General features: G+C 70.9%; 14 protein-coding genes. 4 read left to right on the top strand and 10 right to left on the bottom strand.

Translation table 11 applies throughout. From position 1 onward, the window contains the following. Positions 1 to 365 precede the first annotated feature (365 nt). From ACWCYO_RS07710 to ACWCYO_RS07680, 7 genes are all read right to left on the bottom strand, one after another. Positions 366 to 1,568 carry an ABC transporter ATP-binding protein gene (locus ACWCYO_RS07710; RefSeq protein ID WP_449783717.1) on the bottom strand — a complete coding sequence of 401 codons (1,203 nt, stop codon included), beginning with the start codon at positions 1,566 to 1,568 and terminating at the stop codon, positions 366 to 368. Positions 1,569 to 1,602: 34 nt separating this feature from the next. After that, positions 1,603 to 2,436: a carbohydrate ABC transporter permease gene (locus tag ACWCYO_RS07705; protein ID WP_270150353.1), complete on the bottom strand. Its 834-nt coding sequence runs from the start codon at positions 2,434 to 2,436 to the stop codon at positions 1,603 to 1,605. After that, the gene (locus tag ACWCYO_RS07700) at positions 2,433 to 3,365 is read right to left on the bottom strand and encodes a carbohydrate ABC transporter permease (protein ID WP_449783716.1); all 933 of its coding nucleotides are present in this window, start codon (positions 3,363 to 3,365) and stop codon (positions 2,433 to 2,435) included. The genes ACWCYO_RS07705 and ACWCYO_RS07700 overlap by 4 nt, the downstream gene beginning before the upstream one ends. Further along, a complete protein-coding gene (locus ACWCYO_RS07695; RefSeq protein ID WP_449783715.1) occupies positions 3,362 to 4,639 on the bottom strand; it encodes an ABC transporter substrate-binding protein in 1,278 nt (425 codons plus the stop codon). Before ACWCYO_RS07695 ends, ACWCYO_RS07700 begins: the two co-directional genes overlap by 4 nt. 128 nt (positions 4,640 to 4,767) lie before the next feature. After that, positions 4,768 to 4,962, bottom strand: a complete 195-nt coding sequence (locus ACWCYO_RS07690; RefSeq protein WP_270150348.1) for a hypothetical protein — start codon at positions 4,960 to 4,962, stop codon at positions 4,768 to 4,770. A gap of 290 nt (positions 4,963 to 5,252) precedes the next feature. After that, positions 5,253 to 5,927, bottom strand: a complete 675-nt coding sequence (locus tag ACWCYO_RS07685) for a DUF402 domain-containing protein (protein WP_449783714.1) — start codon at positions 5,925 to 5,927, stop codon at positions 5,253 to 5,255. Continuing rightward, positions 5,924 to 6,145 (bottom strand): hypothetical protein, encoded by a 222-nt coding sequence (locus tag ACWCYO_RS07680; RefSeq protein WP_270150346.1) that lies wholly within the window; start codon positions 6,143 to 6,145, stop codon positions 5,924 to 5,926. Before ACWCYO_RS07680 ends, ACWCYO_RS07685 begins: the two co-directional genes overlap by 4 nt. Positions 6,146 to 6,998: 853 nt before the next feature. Here ACWCYO_RS07680 and ACWCYO_RS07675 point away from each other — a divergent pair. Next, positions 6,999 to 7,511, top strand: a complete 513-nt coding sequence (locus tag ACWCYO_RS07675; protein WP_270150344.1) for an RICIN domain-containing protein — start codon at positions 6,999 to 7,001, stop codon at positions 7,509 to 7,511. Positions 7,512 to 7,633: 122 nt separating this feature from the next. Here ACWCYO_RS07675 and ACWCYO_RS07670 read toward each other — a convergent pair whose 3' ends face one another. The 3 genes from ACWCYO_RS07670 to ACWCYO_RS07660 all read right to left on the bottom strand — a co-directional run bounded on the left by ACWCYO_RS07670 (position 7,634) and on the right by ACWCYO_RS07660 (position 11,732). Beyond that, on the bottom strand, positions 7,634 to 8,983 hold the full coding sequence (locus ACWCYO_RS07670) for an alkaline phosphatase family protein (protein WP_270150342.1): 1,350 nt from the start codon (positions 8,981 to 8,983) through the stop codon (positions 7,634 to 7,636). A 606-nt stretch (positions 8,984 to 9,589) separates the two neighbouring features. Next, positions 9,590 to 10,528 (bottom strand): sigma-70 family RNA polymerase sigma factor, encoded by a 939-nt coding sequence (locus ACWCYO_RS07665; protein ID WP_270150341.1) that lies wholly within the window; start codon positions 10,526 to 10,528, stop codon positions 9,590 to 9,592. Positions 10,529 to 10,538: 10 nt separating this feature from the next. Next, positions 10,539 to 11,732, bottom strand: coding sequence for an NAD(P)/FAD-dependent oxidoreductase (locus ACWCYO_RS07660; protein ID WP_270150340.1), 1,194 nt, complete (start codon positions 11,730 to 11,732; stop codon positions 10,539 to 10,541). A 187-nt stretch (positions 11,733 to 11,919) separates the two neighbouring features. Here ACWCYO_RS07660 and ACWCYO_RS07655 point away from each other — a divergent pair, with 187 nt between their 5' ends. The 3 genes from ACWCYO_RS07655 to ACWCYO_RS07645 all read left to right on the top strand — a co-directional run bounded on the left by ACWCYO_RS07655 (position 11,920) and on the right by ACWCYO_RS07645 (position 13,858). Then, the gene (locus ACWCYO_RS07655; protein ID WP_449783719.1) at positions 11,920 to 12,495 is read left to right on the top strand and encodes an EamA family transporter; all 576 of its coding nucleotides are present in this window, start codon (positions 11,920 to 11,922) and stop codon (positions 12,493 to 12,495) included. Positions 12,496 to 12,736: 241 nt separating this feature from the next. After that, positions 12,737 to 13,555: a glycine-rich protein gene (locus tag ACWCYO_RS07650; protein WP_449783713.1), complete on the top strand. Its 819-nt coding sequence runs from the start codon at positions 12,737 to 12,739 to the stop codon at positions 13,553 to 13,555. Between the two features lie 156 nt (positions 13,556 to 13,711). After that, positions 13,712 to 13,858, top strand: a complete 147-nt coding sequence (locus ACWCYO_RS07645; RefSeq protein ID WP_449783712.1) for a hypothetical protein — start codon at positions 13,712 to 13,714, stop codon at positions 13,856 to 13,858. Positions 13,859 to 13,899 lie beyond the last annotated feature (41 nt).

Below are 13,899 nucleotides of genomic sequence, written 5' to 3'. Positions count from 1 at the left end.
GGCGGGACAGGAGCCGGTGCGGCCGACGACGAATGCCAAGGTGCCAGACCGGATCGGCGGCGGCCAAGACCCCTCGTTACGATCCGCGGTCGTAGCCGACGGGGCCGGCGCCGCCTCGAAAGGCGGGCCGCCGGAGCGTGTCCATCTCCGCCCACCCCTTCCGGCCTGCGCAGACACCTTCCAAGCGCTAGACAAATAGTCGCAAAAGGGCGCAAAACGGACACTACTATCCGTCGTCGTGCACCCGATTCCCATGTGAGCGCACTCACCCCACGGCCCCCGGCGACATCACCGACCGGCCGGGAGGCCAGCACGCTGAGTCACCACGAGGCGGCTGCCGTCGAGACCGCCGGGGCATGGGCGCCCTACCCCGCCGAGCGTTGCGGGTGAGTCAGGTTGGCCCCGTTCCGGGGGTCGAAGACGTGGATCCGGGCCGTGTCGACCCGGAGCTCCAACGGGCCGCCCTCGGTGGCGCGGGTGGCGGTGTCGAGCCGCGCCACAACGCGCTGCTCCCTCATGCCCGTGTCGGCCCGGCCCGAGTCAGCGGCGAGTTCGGCGAGTTCGGCGAGCTCGGCGGGACCCGCCGTCGGCGCCGGTGCGCCCTGCGGCGTGAAGTGGACGTAGACGTCCGAGCCCACGGATTCCCTGACGTCGACGGTGACGGTGCAGGTGACCCCGCCGCCGTGCTCGACCAGGGAGGCGTCCTCGAAGTCCTCGGGGCGGATGCCGACGATCAGCTCGCGCGGAGCGTCCGCGCGTTCCAGGGCGCGCCGGGTGCGGTCGTCCAGCGGCAGCGCGCCCAGCGAGGTGCGCAGGGTGTCCTGCTCCAGTGCGGCCCCGAGGAAGTTCATGCCGGGCGAGCCGATGAACCCGCCGACGAAGAGGTTCACCGGCTCGTCGTACAGGTGCTGCGGCGAGCCGACCTGCTGGACGACGCCCGCCCGCATGACGACCACCCGGTCGCCGAGCGTCATCGCCTCGACCTGGTCGTGGGTGACGTAGACGGTGGTGGTGCCCAGGCGGCGCTGGAGTGCGGCGATCTGGGTGCGCATCTGGACCCTGAGCTTGGCGTCGAGGTTGGAGAGCGGCTCGTCCATCAGGAACGCCTTGGGCTCGCGGACGATCGCGCGCCCCATCGCGACCCGCTGGCGCTGCCCGCCGGAGAGGTTGGCGGGTTTGCGGTCGAGGTGCTGGGTCAGGTCCAGGATGCGGGCGGCCTCCTCGACCTTGGCGGCGATGGTCGCCTTGTCCGTCCTGGCCAGGCGCAGCGCGAAGCCCATGTTGTCGCGCACGCTCATGTGCGGGTAGAGGGCGTAGCTCTGGAAGACCATCGCGATGTCGCGGTCCTTGGGCGCGCGGTCGTTGACGACCTGCCCGGCGATGCGCAGGGTGCCGTCAGTGATGTCCTCCAGGCCGGCGATCATGTTGAGCGTGGTGGACTTGCCGCAGCCGGACGGACCCACCAGGATCACGAACTCGCCGTCGGCGATGGTGAGGTTGACGTCGTGGACGGCGAGGGCGCCGTCGGGGTAGCGCTTGGTGATGCCGTCGAGGACGATCTCGGCCACGGTCCGCCTTCCTGGTCCGCCGGGTGGGGCGGTCTCAACCTTTGACTGCGCCGGCGGTGAGGCCGGCGACGATGCGGCGCTGGAACAGCAGTACGAAGATCACGATCGGGATCGTGATGATCACGGCGGCGGCCGCGATCGAGCCGGTCGGCTGCTCGAACTGGGAGCTGCCGGTGAAGAAGGCGATGGCGGCCGGTACCGTCCGGGCGGCGGTGGTGGAGGTCAGCGAGATGGCGAACAGGAAGTCGTTCCAGCAGAAGATGAAGACCAGGATGGCGGTGGTGAGCACGCCTGGTGCCGCCAGTGGGGCGATGACCAGCCGGAACGCCTGCCACGGCGTGGCGCCGTCGACCTTGGCCGCCTTCTCCAGGTCCCAGGGGATCTCGCGGAAGAACGCCGAGAGCGTGTAGATCGCCAGCGGGAGCGAGAAGGTCATGTACGGGATGACCAGTCCGGCCCAGGTGTCGAAGAGGCCGAGCGCCCGCTCGATGTCGAACAGCGGTGAGACCAGCGAGATCGGTGGGAACATCGCGATCAGCAGGGAGATCCCGATCAGCAGCCGTTTGCCGGGGAAGCGCAGCCGGGCGACCGCGTAGGCCGCCATGGTGCCCAGCACGACGGCGATGGTGGTGGAGATCACCGCGATCCCGATCGAGTTCACCAGGGCCCGGGTGAACTCCGAGGTCTCGAAGATGCCGCGGTAGTTGGCCCAGGTCCACCTGCGCGGCACGAAGTCGCCGTCGGTGAGGGTGGCGGGGTCCTTGAAGGAGAGCGCCACGATCCACCACACCGGGAAGAGCGCGTAGAGGACGACCGCCAGGTCGGCGATCGTCCAGCCCGCCAGGGTCCGGGTGCGGCGGGTGCTCATCGGTGCTCCGGTTCGGTGCCGGGCGCCGCCGTGCCGAACAGCTTGACGAAGACCAGGGCGATGAGCGCCACGCAGACGAAGATCAGCACGGAGATCGCCGAGCCGATGCCGAGGTTGAGCGCGGTGAAGAGGTTGTCGTAGCCGAGGATCGAGACCGAGCCGGTGCCGTGGGAGCCGCCGGTCAGCACGTAGATGTCGTCGAAGATCCGGAAGGCGTCCAGGGTGCGGAAGAGCAGGGCGACCAGGATCGCCGGTTTCATCAGCGGCAGGATCACCAGGCGCAGTCGCTGTCCGAAGGTCGCGCCGTCCACCATCGCCGCCCGGACGGTCTCGTCGGGCACCAGGGCGAGGCCCGCGAGCAGGAGCAGGGCCATGAACGGGGTGGTCTTCCACACCTCGGCGAGGATGATCAGACCGATGGCGGGCCACTGTTCGGTCAGCGGGGCGCTGCCCGCGGGCAGCAGCGCGGCCAGGTAGCCGGTGCCTGGTGTCCAGGCGTACTGCCAGGAGTAGGCCGCGACCACGGTCACGATCCCGTACGGGACCAGGACCGCGGTGCGGACGATGCCGCGGCCGAGGAGGGCGCGCTGCATCACCAGGGCGAGGGCGAGTCCGAGGGCCAGCTCGACGGCCACCGACACGACGGTGATCAGTACGGTGATGCCGAGCGCCTGCCACCAGATGGGGGAGGTCAGCACCGCGCCGTAGTTGGCGAGCCCGACCCAGTGCGCCTGGTCGGGGAATCTCAGGTCGTAGCGCTGCAGCGAGAGGTAGCCGGCGTAGCCGATCGGGTAGGCGGTGACCGCCAGTATGACGACGACCGCGGGCGCGCAGAGCAGCAGGCCGAGCCTGCGTTCCTCGCGGGCGCCCCGGGAGGGCCCGACCGGTTTCCGGACGGCGTCGTCGCGGGTTCGGGTGGGTGGTGTCACGGGATCAGCCCCTTCGAGCCGAGGGCGTCCTGGATCTGCCGGTGGAGGTCGGCCACGTCGTTCTCCGGGCGGATGCCGGCGGGCGGGGAGAGGGTGTGGGAGACGGCGATGGACACGTTCTGGTAGGCGGGGGTCTGCGGCCGGACGCTCGCGGTGTCGAGGGCGGCGAGCACGTCGGCGGCGAAGGGGTAGCTCCGGGTGAGTTCCGCGTCCTGGTACAGGCTGCGCAGCGACGGCGGGAGGCCGCCCTTCAGCGCGTTGGTGAGCTGGTTGTCCCGGCTGCGCAGGCACAGGGTGGCCGCGAAGGCGAGGTCGGCGTGCCGGCTGTAGGCGCCCACCGCGAGGTCGATCCCGCCGATGGTCACGCCGGCGGGGCGGTCGGGCGTCACGGCGGGGTAGGGCGCCCAGTGGAAGTGCGGGAACAGTTCGGGCTGGTTGGCTTTCATCGAGGGGTAGACGAAGGGGTAGTTGAGTTCGAAGGCGGCCGTGCCGGACTCCATGGCGAGCCGGTTCTGGTCCTCCATCTGGTTCGGCAGCGAGGGGTCGGCGGCCGCGGAGGTCGCCAGGTCGTGCATGACCTTGGCGGCCGCGACGGCGGGCGGCCCGAGCGAGGGGGCCTGGGCGTCGGGGGTGAGGATGGCACCTCCGGCGCTGGTGACCAGGGTGTTGAACCAGACCGTCAGTCCCTCGTACTGGGCGCCTTGGACCTCCACGTAGTGCGGTTTGCCCGCACGGGCCAGGTCCTGCGCCGTGGCCAGCATCTCGGCCCAGGTCCTGGGCGGGGTTCGGACCAGGTCGTCGCGGTACCAGAGCAGTTGGGTGTTCGAGTTGTACGGCGTCGCGTACAGCCGGCCCTGCCAGGTCGCGGTGCGCACCGCCGCGTCGAGCGTGTCGGCGGTGCCCCGGTCGTGCAGCTGTCCGGTCCACTCCCGGATCCATCCGGCCTCGGCGAACTCGGCGGGCCAGGTGACGTCCAGGCCGAGGATGTCCACGTCGGCGTCGTGGGCGGCCATCCGGCGCACCAGTTGCTGGCGTTGGCCGTCCGCGCCGCGGGGCAGCTTGTTGTAGCGGATGGTGTAGCGCCCGCCGGACTGCTGCCCGCAGTGGTCGGCGGCTTGCTGGAGTGCGCCCGAATCGTCCGGGAAGTTGTACCAGTTCAGCGTCACCGGGCCGTTCTGCCCGCTGTTCCCGCATCCGGCCAGGGTGGACGCGACCACGGCCAGCCCGGCGGCGGCGCTCGCCCACCGTGTTCGGAGGCTGTGGACCCTCGGCATCGTTCTCCCGTGGTGCGGCGGACCGGCCCCCGCCGACCCTAGCCCGCTGCTCCGGCCGCATCGCCGCGTGCCGCGCCGTCGACCAGCCGGACGGCCCAGCCTCCGGAGATCGGCGCAGTCGGGGGCGTTCAGGAGCCGCGCGACGTCGGGGACGATCCCATGTTCTCCCCTCCCCGGATGATGATCTCGCTCGCCCGCCCGGTGACCACCAGTCGGCCGTTCTCCTCCCGGCCGAGGTCGCCGGTGGCCTGCCAGCCGACGGCGCCGGGCATCCGCAGCTGGATCTCGCCGTCGACGAACCGGGTTTCGATCCCGGGCAGCACGACGCCGTCGACGGCGACCCCCCGCAGGCCTCCGTGCTGCCGTAGCCGTGGTGCGGCTCGCGGCCGCACACCCGGCGGAACCGGTCCCGCAGCTGCTCCGGCAGCGGGGCCCCGGCGTCCAGGAGCTGGTGAACGGGTTGTCGCAACGGTCACTCGCGGCGTGATCGATCGTCAAATCCGATCCTTCTCCGCGCGGCGGCACCGGGCCACACTGATGGGCTGTCCCTCCTGGCCCACGGACTCATGAGGTGTTCGTGGTCGAAGCCCCAGGGCCGGCGGCTGGTGCCGGTCTACCGGCGAAGCCGGCCGGCATCGTCTGGCAGGACGGGCAGTGGCCAGGCCGGGTCCGGTGTCCAGGTGGGCCATGGGGCGGCGAACGGGCCGGCGCGGTCCTGGAGGAGGCCGAGGGCGCGCTCGCGGGCCTGCTCGACCAGGCGGTGGTCGTCGTCGGTGATGAAGCCGAGGCGGCGGCCGTGCGCGTACTCGTCCTCGTCCTTCCACTTCGCCGAGGACAGGTCGGGCTCGACCACCAGGTCGACGAGCAGGTCCAGGGTGTCGATCCCGATCCGCGTCCGCACGGCCGGGCGCTCGAAGTTGACGTACAGGCGCAGCGGCTCGCCCGCCGTGGTCTGGAAGTGGTGTAGGGAGAACCACTCGCCCGTCTCGAAGCGGGAGCGCAGGACGGTGTGCCGCCAGGCCCACGGCTCCAGCTCCCAGGTACCGGCGGCGAGGTTGGCCAGGCCGTTCTTGCGGGAGGTGTCGTCGCCGGTGCGCAGCGCCGTCGTCCAGGTGGTCGGGGCGAGGGCGCTGATCCCCGGCCAGTAGCCGAGCTCGAGCAGGGTGCCGGTGTCGGAGATCGCCCGGTGGGGCTGGGCGGACCACACCTTGTCGAGGTGGATGTCGCGGCGCACGACCGTGGCGCCGGGGGCGAACGGGGCGCCGGTTCCCGGCGCGACGGGGGTCATGGTCGGCCCCAGGTGGTGCAGGCGGGCTCGTGCCAGGTGGTGCGCACGACCATGCCGCCCGGGGTGATGTGCTCGCTGGACCAGGTCTGGCAGCAGCCGCCGCCCGGCTGTGCGGGAGCCGGCGGCCGCGCGGCACGGGCGGCGGCGGCAGGAGTGGGGGCGGTCGGTGCGGACGCACGTCGGCGACGGCGGCGGGAGTGGGTGGGAGGAGTCGTCATGCCGAAGGCTCTGCCCGGCCAACCACGGCGCCGAACCCGGCCGCCACCCGAACGGACCACACCGGGCGGGGACTCACCGTCCCTGATCTGCGGCGGGGAGTTTGCGGCCGGGGCGGCCCATGTCCCGGGCGGGCGGACTGACCGGCGGCCCCGAGCCCACCGCGCCGAGGCGAAACTCCCCGGTTGCGGGGCCGGTTGCGGCACTCGATAGTGGACACGGTGGCCGTATGGCGCGCGCCGGGGTGTGGGCCGAGCCACCAGCCGGCCTTGTGCCGTTGGTTTTCCTGGTCTGGCGACAATGGCAGGGCCCCTGGTAAGGAGCCACTTCGCACCGCCACCGAGGCGGCGAACACGGCTGGCGGATCCGCTCCGATCGCGGCGGTGTCCGCCCCTCCCCTGCACCGGCAACCCTTCGTGGTCGACACCGGCAGTGCGGGCTGCACGTGGGACCGTCTCCACCCCTCCCGGAATCGCGAGAGGAGCACTCTCTTGACCTCCTCCTCCGGCTGAAGCCGGAGGATTCCAATCCTCGCGGGTCGGGCTTTCTGCTTCACAGCCGGTTGCCGACCTGGGGTCACCAGCGAAGGGACGGTGTACCGCCCATCGGTCTTACATCAGCTCCACAGACCTGACTTCCCGCCAGCCCGGCGGTAGACCCGGCCAGCTTGGTTATCGCTGACCAGGCGTCATCAATCCATCACGCTACGGATACCTCGCGGTCGGCGATGGCGGCGGTCCGCCTTGACGGCGAAACGCCGGTTCCTGACCTGCTCCGTAGGAAACCCGATTCTCCCCCGCAAGCGGGGGGACCCCCACCCCCGGCTGAAGCCGGGGATCTCCTCGGAGGTACCAGATGATCAAGAACACTCTGGCACGTCTCCTGACGGCGTCGGCTCTTGTGGCCGGGAGCGTGATGCTGTTCCCCGGCCCCGCGGTTGCACAGACCGGCTTCCACGTCGTCAACATGGCGACGGGCAAGTGCGCGACCGTCGCCGGAGGGGTCTCCGCCGACAACAACGTCACCCTCGTTCAGTACAACTGCGACAGCGACTCCTCGCGGCACTGGTATCTGAGCAACTGGAGCAACAACACCTTCCAGCTCGTCAACGCGAAGACGGGCAAGTGCGCGACCGTCGCCGGAGGGGTCTCCACGGACAACAACGTCACCCTCGTTCAGTACAACTGCGACAACGACCTTTCGCGCCGCTGGCGCCTCAGCAACTGGAACGGCAGCTCCTACCAGTTCGTCAACGCGAAGACGGGCAAGTGCGCGACCGTCGCCGGAGGGGTCTCCGCCGACAACAACGTCACCCTCGTTCAGTACAGCTGCGACAACGACCTTTCGCGTCGCTGGCAGATGGGGTAAGAGGCCGTAGGACAGGGCCTCTGGTGGACCTCGGGTCTTCGTCGGGACCTGGAGCTACCAGTAGGCCCTGTTGGCCGTTCAGAAGCACATTGATGCAACCGCTGTCAGCAGTCGAGCGCGTCTCAGGCGCTCGGGAGGACGTGCTCGGCGACAAGGTCGTTGTAGACGGTTTCGAGGTGGGAGGTCACGGCCCGGGCGGGGTTTTCGCCCTTGGCGACGGGGACGATGACACCGTCCAGCGGATTGTCATCGCGGGGCTCGTCCAGGGTCAGGACCCCTCCGATGCCGGGGGCCGCTTCGTCCCGGGCGGTGAGCGGAAGCACGCCCCACCGCTGCTGGATCGTTTTGAGCACTGAGGTGTGGTCCAGTGGCACGCTGTCACCGGGCACGTTGAAGACGGTGCCGCGAGCGATGAGCGGGGAAACCAGCACCGTGGGTACCCGCACCCCGAATCTGGTGAAGTCGAAGCCGGCCTCTCCGGCCTTTTGATCGGGCGGTGCCGCGCCGGCGGGCGGCGGCACGTGGTCGTAGCAGCCGCCGTGCTCGTCATAGGTGATCACCAGCAAGGTCTTGGCCCAATCCGGCCCGGTGCGCAGCGCGTTGTACACGTCGAGGATCAACTGTTCGCCCGATGCGACGTCATCGTTGGGGTGTTGGCTGTTCCCGTCGTGTTTCCAGGCGGGTTCCAGGAAGGTGAACGCGGGCAGGGAGCCTTCGGTGGCGGCGGCGTGTTTGAAGTCGATGAACTGGCCGAAGTGCTGGTCACCGGCCCCTCGGGTGTCGGGGAAGTTGGCCTTGGTCAACGGTGGAAGGTTGTAGCCGTAGATGACCCAGCCGATGCCCTGGTGGGTGAGTCGGCCGAAGATGCTGTCCGTGTTGAACATGACCTTGTCGGTCTTCGCCTGGTTCTGGCATGCCCTGTCGCTCACCAGGCCCAGGCTGGTCCCGGCGAGGGCGAAGCCCCGGTTGGGCAGGGTCTGGGTCGGCACCGAGCAGTACCAGTGGTCGCACACCGCGTAGCCCCGGGCCAGTCCGGACAGCACGGGCAGCGCTTCCGGGGGGAAGCAGCCCATGATGTCGCTCGCGGTGACGTCCGGGGAGTTGCCTTGCCTGGTCGGGAAGATCTGCGCGAAGTCGGTGACGAAGCCCTCGTTGGTCGCTTCGGGGGCAGGGGTGGGCACCTGTTGCGAACCGAACAGCTGGTTGTTGACTCTGTGGTACTCCTCCCCGGGGACGGAGCCGGGCATGAAGTACGCGCCTGATTTGGTGTGGTCGATCGGGAAGACGGTGACTTTGCCGCCGTTCCCGTCCGGGTTGGACTCCGCGCCGGTCAGGCCTTCGAAGGGCCGGCCGGACGGATGGTTGCCCTGGTCGGTGTAGAGGAATCCGAGCATGTTGTCGAAGGAGCGGTTTTCCAACATGAGGACCACGAGGTGGTCTATCCGGCTCAGAAGTGCGGTGTCCGATGACATCTGGCACCTCCCGCAAATCGCGCGGACTGGAGGATCGAGGCCCCGCCGCTCACGGTGACGGCCCCTACTACCACCGTAGGACCAGGCCCTCAGTACCGGCGCGGTGGCCGACCGCGACCAACCCGCCTGTGCATCCCCGGTGGCAGGGGCGCCGTGCCCGCTCACCACGACGCCCCGGTTTGCCCACGCGGCGTTGACGCTCCGCGGTTCCCGCCGCAGGCTGGGAGTGCCCCCGCAGGACTGGGGAACCGACACCGTGGGAGGGCGACATGGCGGTGTACAGCTGGGGAAGGACTGCTTGCGAGGGATGCGGGCATTCCCGGCAGGGGCATGAGTTCTACCGGGGACGCTGCGCGGTGGGGTGTCCGTGCGAGGGGTTCCGGCCGGAGGAGGAGCCGGTGAAGCCGGGGCCGGAGCCGTGCCTGCTGTGCGAGCACGCGCGGCATCTCCATCTGGACCGGGTGTGCGGGGAGTGCGGATGCGGGGAGCCGTATGAACCCCCTGTCTGGGAACGCACGTACTACTGAGGCCCTCCCCCGAGAGCGCTGGCAGGGGGCGTGTTTCGCCCCCGTGGTGCTGTGCCGGGTGGGGGGCGGGTGGTTCTGGTCACCATGCGTGGAGGACCGGCGCGTCGGTTCCCTGCTGCTGCCAGGCCTCGTTGAGTCGCGCGAGCCGATCCGTGGTGGCGATGCCGCGCAGGGACGCGATCCTGTCGTCGCTGACCTCGAATGCCACGATGCCCACGATTCGGTCGTTGACCACGGCGAGGACGGCCGGGGAGCCGTTGACCAGCGCGACGTGGAACGCGGGGGAACCGCCGGCCATCCGCCGCTTGGCCGCTGTGGGCGTGAAGCCGCCCCGCACGTAGGAGGCGATGCGCTCGCGCGTCGTGAACCGCAGCAGCCGCCTGGCCAGTCCGTAGCCGTCCGAGATCGCCGTCACGTCATCGGTGAGCAGCGCCACCAGCCGTTCGGTGCGCCCGGACGCGGCGGCGGCGAGGAACTCCTCGACGATCCGGCGTGCGGACGCGGGGTCCGCCTCGTCGCCGCCGCGGCGCTCTGCGGCGATCCGGCGTCGGGCCCGGTGGACGTGCTGTTGGCTCGCGGACTCGGTGATGCCGAGGATCCCGGCGATCTCGGCGTGCGGGTACGAGAAGGCCTCGCGCAGGACGTAGGCGGCCCGCTCGATGGGCGAGAGGCGCTCCATGAGGGTCAGGACGGCCAGGGACACCGATTCGCGCTGCTCGAAGGTCTCGGCGGGGCCGAGCATCGGGTCGCCCTCGAGGAGCGGCTCGGGCAGCCAGTCTCCGGCGGCGCGTTCATGGCGTGCCTGGGCCGAGCGGAGCCGGTCGAGGCAGAGGTTGGTGACGACCTTGGTCAGCCATGCCTGCGGCACTTCGATGCGTTCCCGGTCGGCGGCCTGCCAGCGCAGGAAGGTGTCCTGGACGGCGTCCTCGGCGTCGGCGGCCGAGCCGAGCAGACGGTACGCGAGCGAGGCCAGCCGGCCTCGGCTGGCCTCGAACCGGTCGATGGCTGCGCTGTCCATGCGCAGCAGCCTAGGCGGCGGCGACCTGCGCGCCGGCTCGGTCGGGCGTGGTGACCAGGCGGCGCTTGCGCTTGGGCAGGCCGAAGGTGGGGTGGGCGATGCTCCATCCGGCGCCCTTGAGCACACCCGACTTGAGCCACGCGGCGCTCCGGCCGCCCAGGTACCAGGACTTCGACCGTGCGTCGCCGTCCACCATCTGGAAGATCGCGTCCCGCCGCCCGAGACTGATGTGGTTGCCGTGGTACTTCAGCCCGATGGTCGGGATCCTGCTGTCCGTCAGACGCGCGATGATCGCGGCGGTCGCCTGCATGTTGGTGTACCCGGCCGAGGCACAGGACATCGGCAGCGGCCGGCCGTTCTCGCCGATCGCGTAGGCGCAGTCACCGGCGGCGTAGACGTCGGGGTGGGAGACCGAGCGCATGGTGCGGTCGACGACGATCTGGCCGGTCGCGGCGACCTCGAGGCCACTGGCGGCCGCGATGGGGTGCACGGCGAACCCGGCCGCCCACACGGTCACGTCGGCCGGGATGGACGTGCCGTCGACGGCGATCGCCCGTGTCGGCTCGACGGCTTCGATGCCGGTGTGCTCGTGGACGGTGATGCCGAGTCGGGCGAAGGCCCGGCACAGGTGGCGGCGGGCCTTCGGGGAGAGCCAGGCGCCCGGCTCGCCGCGGGCGGCGAGCGCGATCGACAGGTCCGGCCGGGACTCGGCGAACTCGGTGGCGGTCTCGATGCCGGTCAGCCCCTCACCGACGACCAGCACGGTGCCGCCCTCGCCCAGGTCGGCCAGGCGCTCGCGCAACCGCAGCGCCGAGGACCGGCCCGTCACGTCGAAGGCGTACTCGGCCACGCCGGGGACGCCGTGGTGGGCGACCGAGCTGCCGAGCGCGTAGAGGAGCGTGTCGTAGGCGAGTTCGCCGCCGCCGTCCTCGCCGGTCACGGCGACGGTCCTGCGCTCGGGGTCGACGCCGGTGACGCGCGCCAGGCGCAGCCGCACCCCGGTGCCCGCGAAGACGTCGGCGAGCCTGCGGAACGCGAGGTCCTGGCCGATCGCGAGTTGGTGGAGTCGCATCCGCTCGACGAAGTCGGGCTCGGCGTCGACGACGGTGATCTCGGTGTCGGCGGGTGAGAGCCGGCGGGCGAGGTTTCCGGCGGCGAAGGCCCCGGCGTATCCGGCGCCGAGTACGACGATGTGGTGCTTCATGGCGTTGCTCCCGTCTCGTTTGCCCCTTGGACGAGACGGCGCCCCGATTGCTGACAGGAGCCGAGCGTGACGCGGGTCACCTGACCGAACACGGGCCGCCGCGGCGCGAACCCGCCGGTGCCGCCGATGGCCTGACGGGACCTCATGGCGGGTACGGCACAGCGCGAGCACCGGCGGCGGTCAGCGGCTGCTGGGGGACGTCATCCTGCTGGCCGCCGGGGTCGCCTGGGCCGCCTGCAACGTCGTCGCCCGCCGCACGAGCTTGGGGCACTCCCCGCTGACCAGCACCTACTACCAGACCGTGGCCGGCGCACTCGGCTCCGTCCTGCCCAGCCCGTTCGAGGTCCGCGACTGGCGCATGCCCGGCGCCGCCGACATCGGCATGCTCGCCTTCCTGGCGCTCATGTGCTCCATCGCGGCGTTCGTCCTCTCGGACGCGCAAGAAACGGGGAATAGTCCCCGGTTCATGTCGATGCGACAGTACACCGGCAGGGGCGGCCGGACCACCGGGGGCCGAACCGAATGCCGGGCGCGCCCTCGCAGGTCTTCGGAGTGGTCGCCCGTCGTCGACCCGTCCGGCCCCGGTGGCGTGGTGTCCCCGGAGTGGGCAGTCCCGAATGCGTCCGGTCGGGGTTGTTTCTCCCGCAGTTCGATCACAGCGGATCGGAGGGCGTCGCCTTCAACCGCCGTGAGTGACCGCGGCACGCGTGACCGGATCGGGTCTCCCGGCTCTGCGAAGAGCTGCACTCCTCAAGAGGATTGATGCGTCACGTGGTGGATGCCGAGCCGGAAGCGGGTCGGAGCGGCCTGGCACTGTTCGAGCGACACCACCGGTGGTCACGTGTCTTCGCGCTGACCGCGAGCCTGGCGCTCGCCACGGTGGGGTTCTCCACCCAGACCGCGTACGCGGCCGGTCCGCCGTGCAACGGCGGCGCCTTCACCACCTCGCCCCCACCTGCACCTACACGGCGGTGGGCGAGGACAGTTTCACCGTTCCCACCGGAGTGACCAGCATCCACGTGGTCGTTGACGGCGCCAAGGGCGCCGACACGGACAGCGTCGGCGGCGCCGGGGCGAGAGTCACCGCGGACTTGCCGGTCACGCCCGGCAGCACCCTGTTCGTCGAGGTCGGAACGGGCGGCGGCCTCGGCGGCAGCGCCCGCGGTGGCGCGGGCGGCGGGGCGTCGGACATCCGCACCTGCTCGGCGCCCTCCGCCAGTTGTGTGCTGACCGGTGATCCTCTGACGGACCCGCGGCTGCTGGTGGCCGGCGGTGGCGGCGGTGGCGGCGGCGGCACCAACCTGCCGCTGCGGCCGGGAGCCGATGGCGGCACCGGCCCCAACCTCTGCAACCCCGGCGGCGACGCCATGGGCGTCGGCGGTGCCGGTGGCGGCACCGGGGGGACGTGCACCAGCGGCGGAATCGGCGGCGGCAGCAGCAGCGGTGGGACCCCCGGAGGCAACGGAACACCGGGCGTCGGCGGCGACGGGGGCAACTTCGGCTTCCCGTCCGGCGGCGGCGGTGGCGGCGCCGGATTCTGGGGCGGCGGCGGTGGCGGCACCGGCAACAACACCGGCTCCGGCGGTGGCGGCGGATCGAGCTTCATCACCGCCAACGCCGCCAACTTCTCCACCGTGGCCAATCCGACCGGCACGCCCGCGGTCACCATCAGCTTCACCTTCTCCCCGAGCGTCACCACCACCCCCTCGCAGACCTCCATCCCGCTCGGAAGGCCGACCACCGACGGGGGAGATTCCCCGCCACGCTTTGCGCGGCAACGCTGCGCGGGGCGTGACGGCCGGTTCCTGGTTCCGACAGATTGACGAAAATCGGGCGGTCTGACGGGCGGGTGTGTCGCTCTCCCGGAACAGGGCAGACGCCACCGGCGGGAAGGGACATCGTCATGGCGGTTTTGGTCGTGGTCGTGCTTCCGGCGCCGGTTCGGGGCGGAGCGCGGTTCCGATGATGGAGGTGTCCCGATGGGCATGATGACCGAGTCGTTCGACGTCGATGTGCTGGGCGTGCCCGATCGGCGGGTGAAGGGCGGCCTGAAGGGCTTCAAGGGGGTCATCGAGGAACGCGGCGTCGAGAGTGGCCGACGGCGCGGCCGGATCTTTCCGGGATGAGCGATGGATCACGGGCAGTCGGCCGAGAATCCGTCCACTGG

Source organism: Kitasatospora sp. NPDC001683 (assembly GCF_053596495.1).
This window is presented reverse-complemented; position numbering and strand designations above follow the sequence as displayed.

Bases quoted from the DNA above. Each gene is read 5' to 3' on its own strand.
- ACWCYO_RS07665 (WP_270150341.1), bottom strand. From the start codon at position 10,528: ATGGACAGCGCAGCCATCGACCGGTTCGAGGCCAGCCGAGGCCGGCTG.
- ACWCYO_RS07660 (WP_270150340.1), bottom strand. From the start codon at position 11,732: ATGAAGCACCACATCGTCGTACTCGGCGCCGGATACGCCGGGGCCTTC.
- ACWCYO_RS07670 (WP_270150342.1), bottom strand. From the start codon at position 8,983: ATGTCATCGGACACCGCACTTCTGAGCCGGATAGACCACCTCGTGGTC.
- ACWCYO_RS07675 (WP_270150344.1), top strand. From the start codon at position 6,999: ATGATCAAGAACACTCTGGCACGTCTCCTGACGGCGTCGGCTCTTGTG.
- ACWCYO_RS07645 (WP_449783712.1), top strand. From the start codon at position 13,712: ATGGGCATGATGACCGAGTCGTTCGACGTCGATGTGCTGGGCGTGCCC.
- ACWCYO_RS07680 (WP_270150346.1), bottom strand. From the start codon at position 6,145: ATGACGACTCCTCCCACCCACTCCCGCCGCCGTCGCCGACGTGCGTCC.
- ACWCYO_RS07685 (WP_449783714.1), bottom strand. From the start codon at position 5,927: ATGACCCCCGTCGCGCCGGGAACCGGCGCCCCGTTCGCCCCCGGCGCC.
- ACWCYO_RS07705 (WP_270150353.1), bottom strand. From the start codon at position 2,436: ATGAGCACCCGCCGCACCCGGACCCTGGCGGGCTGGACGATCGCCGAC.
- ACWCYO_RS07695 (WP_449783715.1), bottom strand. From the start codon at position 4,639: ATGCCGAGGGTCCACAGCCTCCGAACACGGTGGGCGAGCGCCGCCGCC.